Genomic DNA, 3,580 nt, shown 5'->3' with positions numbered 1-3,580 from the left:
GTAGCGGCGCGAAGCCTCCGACTTGTTGGGTTCGAATGCCATCGCTTCACGAATCTTGCCGGCGCGCACGAGCTCGGTTTCGCGCTCGATGATGCCGAGCAGCGCGCTCATGGCGTCCATCAGCTCTTCGGCGAGCTTGCGGACCTCGGCCGGGGTCGAGACTGTCGGGATTGCCGCTGCCTGCGGTCGTGAAGGAGGCTGGTTCATGCCTGTTTTTCCTGGATCTGTCCGGCGATCTTCGCCTGCTGCATGACCAGCGTGCGATACACATGCTTGGCGATGCCGACGCCGCCGGCCTTCGCGAAAGATTTCGAATATTGTTCGATCTCCATCGAGCGCCAGATACCGGTGCCGACGGTGCTGCCGAACGGACCGTCGCCCTTCACTCCATTGGTCATCTCAGAGAACATGGAGTTGAGAAACATGCCCTCGAAATTCTGCGCCTGGGTCTGAGCCTTGGCCTTTACCTGCGGCGAAACTTTCGCAAGCGCCGCGGCGAAGTCGTAGTCGGGGCGGCCGTTGTAGGTCGGGATCTTGCCGGCGGCGGCGCCCAGAGTGCTTCCGATGAGCGGTGTTTGCATCACATCACCTCGATGTCGGCTTCGATCGCGCCGGCGGCCTTGATCGCTTGCAGGATGCCGATGAGATCGCGCGGGCCGATGCCCAGTCCATTGAGACCGTCGACCAGTTGCTGAAGGGAGACGCCGTCCTTCATGACGGCAAGCTTCTTGCCGTCTTCAGCGACGCCGACCGCCGAACGCGGCGTAACCACGGTTCGTCCGCGCGAGAGGGGGCCCGGCTGGCTGACTTGCGGGCTCTCGGAGATCGAGACGGTGAGGTTGCCCTGGGCGACCGCGACTGTGGCGACGCGGACATCGCGGCCCATCACGATGATGCCGCTTCGTTCGTCGATGACGATCTTGGCGGCCTCATCCGGCTCGACCTGCAACTGCTCGATTTCGGTCAGGAAGGCGACGACGTTGCCCTTGAATTCCGACGGAACGGAAAGCTGAACGGTCGAGGGATCGAGCGGTTCGGCAGTCTTGGTGCCTAGATAGTCGTTGATGGCGGCCGCGATGCGCTTGGCGGTGGTGAAGTCAGCATTTCGCAAAGCGAGCCGCACATTGGGCAGGCGATTGAGGGCGAATTCGATTTCGCGCTCGATGATGGCCCCGTTGGCGATGCGCCCGACAGTGGGCACGCCGCGCGTGATGCTGGCGGCCGCACCTTCGGCCTGGAAGCCGTTGATGGTGAGCGAGCCCTGCGCCACGGCGTAGACATTGCCGTCGGCGCCGAGCAGGGGGGTGACAAGGAGGGTGCCGCCCATCAGGTTCTTGGCATCGCCAAGCGCCGAAACCGTCACGTCCATGCGGGTTCCCTGGGTGGCGAACGCCGGCAAGTTGCCGGTCACCATGACGGCGGCGACATTGCCGGTGCGAATGGTCTGGCCGCGGATGTTGACACCCATGCGCTCCAGCATCGCTTGCAGCGACTGCTTGGTGAAGGGGATGTTGTTGAGCGTATCTCCGGTGCCGTTAAGACCGACGACGAGGCCGTAACCGATCAGCTGGTTCTGCCGGACGCCCTCGATGTTCGCGAGATCCTTGATCCGCGATGTCGCGCCAGCCGGTGTCACACTGAACTGGAGCGCCACAAGCGCTGCGCAGCCCAGCCGAAACACTCTTTCCCAAAACACGCCCGGCATCCTCTGCTCCCCGCTGAGGTCTCAAAACTCTCGGATTGCCCCCCACTCCCATGACGGGCGATCCGGCATTAACCATGCGAGCGCCGTGCCAGAGCCTTGGCTCATATCAACATACTGATTTAACGAGCTAATTCTGGCTGATGGGTTCGGCGGGGCCGGCCGCAGCAAAGCCGAAACTGCCGTCCGGCGGCAGATTTTGCCGGGTGATTTACGTCCCGTTAACCAACGTGGAGCAATGCTGGTGCCATATCGCGATCGCGGGGACCATTCATGCGCATCACAGGACCGAACGGCACTACCCTGGGGTCACCGACCGGAAGCGTTCGGCGCGCCAGTTCCGGCGGCTTCTCGTTGCCGGATTCGGCTTCGGCCACCGAGTCGCGAGCCGCGGCAGCTCCCAAGGCAAGCGCGGGGATCGATGCGCTGCTGGCGCTCCAGGGCATCGGGGATGATCCGGTCGAGCGCCGCAAGCGCTCGGTGCAACGCGGTAAACGGGCGCTCGACGTGCTTGACGATCTCAAGATCGGTCTTTTGTCAGGCAATCTGGATGGCGGGACGGTCAACCGGCTGCGCGATGCCGCCGCCAATCTCAAATCGTCCTCGGGCGATCCGGGCCTCGACGCCGTGCTCTCCGAAATCGAACTCCGCGTCGAGGTCGAACTCGCCAAAGCCGGGCAGCATTAATATTCATTTTCGGAATTCCTCGTCTGCGGGGCTCGCGTTCGCCCGGCGCTGTTGCTCCCGGGGTGAGGCCGGTGGCGGCGCCTGGTTCCCGCGATGGATCTCATTTGAGCACTTCGCAGGTGCGATGGCCGACCGCACCTGTTTGGACAAGGGTTTACGGCCGCTTATTAGGCGGGCGGATAGATTTGCCTGTGCAAGGGCTTGCCGCAGGGGCCGGGCGGGTCACGCCAATATTGTCTGTCGCAAAACGCCGCTATATAAGGCCCCGCGCGAGGGGGAACTTTTCCTTTTGCGTGGTGCCGCAAGGAGTGGCGCCTTCAGGTGAAAGACGGGCTGGCCTTGGAAAAGTTGAAGAACTATCGACCGACCGAAAAAGAGCCTTTCATGAACGAGCGGCAGCGCGAATATTTTCGCGCCAAGCTCCTGGCCTGGAAGGACGAGATCCTGCGGGAAGCAAAGATTACGTTGCAGACGCTGCAGGAGGAAAACGTCAATCATCCCGATCTCGCCGATCGGGCCTCGTCTGAAACGGACCGCGCCATCGAATTGCGTGCCCGCGATCGTCAGCGCAAGCTGATCTCCAAGATCGACGCCGCCTTGCAGCGGATCGAGGACAATACCTATGGCTATTGCGAAGAGACCGGCGAGCCGATTTCGCTGAAGCGGCTCGAGGCCCGCCCGATCGCGACGCTATCGGTAGAGGCGCAGGAACGCCACGAAAAGCGCGAGAGGGTCTATCGCGACGAGTAGGCGGAAATCGCCGCGTGATGAAGTCGTCATCGCGACCTCGGCTCGCGAACGCATTTTTCAGATGACGGTTGAAGCGCCCGCAAGCCGGAATTGATTGCGGCCGCGAGTCCGTTCGGATCGTCAGTGCCGATACGCCGGATCTCGCCGGATTTCAGCTTGAGTTCAACGGCATCCAGCCCTGAGACATTATAGAGGACGAAGCCCGGTGCTTTCCGGATACCAAATCCGTTCCTCCATTGGTTACGCACGACGCTTACCGAACGAATTTCGTCGAGCCCGAGCCTGTACGTCCATAATCCCGCGCCGAAATACCAGCTGACTTCACCGCCTTCGATCTCGACCGTCAGCGAATGGAAAACGACGTAAATCCCGGCGAGCACAATCAGCATGGCAATCAGGGTCGCCGGCTGGCCGGTTATTCGCCATGCGATGACAGCTCCG

At 62.0% G+C, this 3,580-nt stretch carries 5 protein-coding genes and 1 pseudogene; 2 read left to right on the top strand and 4 right to left on the bottom strand.

Annotation, left to right across the window (positions count from 1 at the left end; translation table 11 throughout):
• From NEZ08_RS22965 to NEZ08_RS22955, 3 genes and pseudogenes are all read right to left on the bottom strand, one after another.
• A pseudogene (locus tag NEZ08_RS22965) lies at positions 1 to 207 on the bottom strand (hypothetical protein); the annotation flags it as partial.
• Complete coding sequence (gene flgJ, locus NEZ08_RS22960) at positions 204 to 581, bottom strand: flagellar assembly peptidoglycan hydrolase FlgJ (RefSeq protein WP_298112214.1); 378 nt, start codon at positions 579 to 581, stop codon at positions 204 to 206. The gene flgJ and the pseudogene NEZ08_RS22965, both read right to left, overlap by 4 nt.
• Positions 581 to 1,705 (bottom strand): flagellar basal body P-ring protein FlgI, encoded by a 1,125-nt coding sequence (locus tag NEZ08_RS22955; RefSeq protein WP_298112212.1) that lies wholly within the window; start codon positions 1,703 to 1,705, stop codon positions 581 to 583. The genes flgJ and NEZ08_RS22955 overlap by 1 nt, the downstream gene beginning before the upstream one ends.
• Before the next feature lie 270 nt (positions 1,706 to 1,975).
• Here NEZ08_RS22955 and NEZ08_RS22950 point away from each other — a divergent pair, with 270 nt between their 5' ends.
• Positions 1,976 to 2,389 (top strand): flagellar assembly protein FliX, encoded by a 414-nt coding sequence (locus tag NEZ08_RS22950; RefSeq protein ID WP_298112209.1) that lies wholly within the window; start codon positions 1,976 to 1,978, stop codon positions 2,387 to 2,389.
• Between the two features lie 384 nt (positions 2,390 to 2,773).
• A complete protein-coding gene (dksA, locus tag NEZ08_RS22945; RefSeq protein ID WP_298112207.1) occupies positions 2,774 to 3,139 on the top strand; it encodes an RNA polymerase-binding protein DksA in 366 nt (121 codons plus the stop codon).
• A gap of 26 nt (positions 3,140 to 3,165) precedes the next feature.
• On the opposite strand, the gene NEZ08_RS22940 is transcribed toward dksA, so the two are convergent.
• Positions 3,166 to 3,580, bottom strand: a 415-nt coding sequence (locus NEZ08_RS22940; protein ID WP_298112205.1) for a hypothetical protein, incomplete at its 5' end; no start/stop codon positions are given.

Source organism: Bradyrhizobium sp. (genome assembly GCF_027451485.1).
In the GTDB taxonomy this organism is placed as follows: domain Bacteria; phylum Pseudomonadota; class Alphaproteobacteria; order Rhizobiales; family Xanthobacteraceae; genus Bradyrhizobium.
The sequence above is the reverse complement of the archived record's forward strand: the minus strand, read 5'-3'. Positions and strand labels throughout refer to the sequence as shown.

Coding starts and splice junctions, on each gene's coding strand:
- dksA (WP_298112207.1), top strand. CDS start 2,774: ATGAACGAGCGGCAGCGCGAATATTTTCGCGCCAAGCTCCTGGCCTGG.
- NEZ08_RS22955 (WP_298112212.1), bottom strand. CDS start 1,705: ATGCCGGGCGTGTTTTGGGAAAGAGTGTTTCGGCTGGGCTGCGCAGCG.
- flgJ (WP_298112214.1), bottom strand. CDS start 581: ATGCAAACACCGCTCATCGGAAGCACTCTGGGCGCCGCCGCCGGCAAG.
- NEZ08_RS22950 (WP_298112209.1), top strand. CDS start 1,976: ATGCGCATCACAGGACCGAACGGCACTACCCTGGGGTCACCGACCGGA.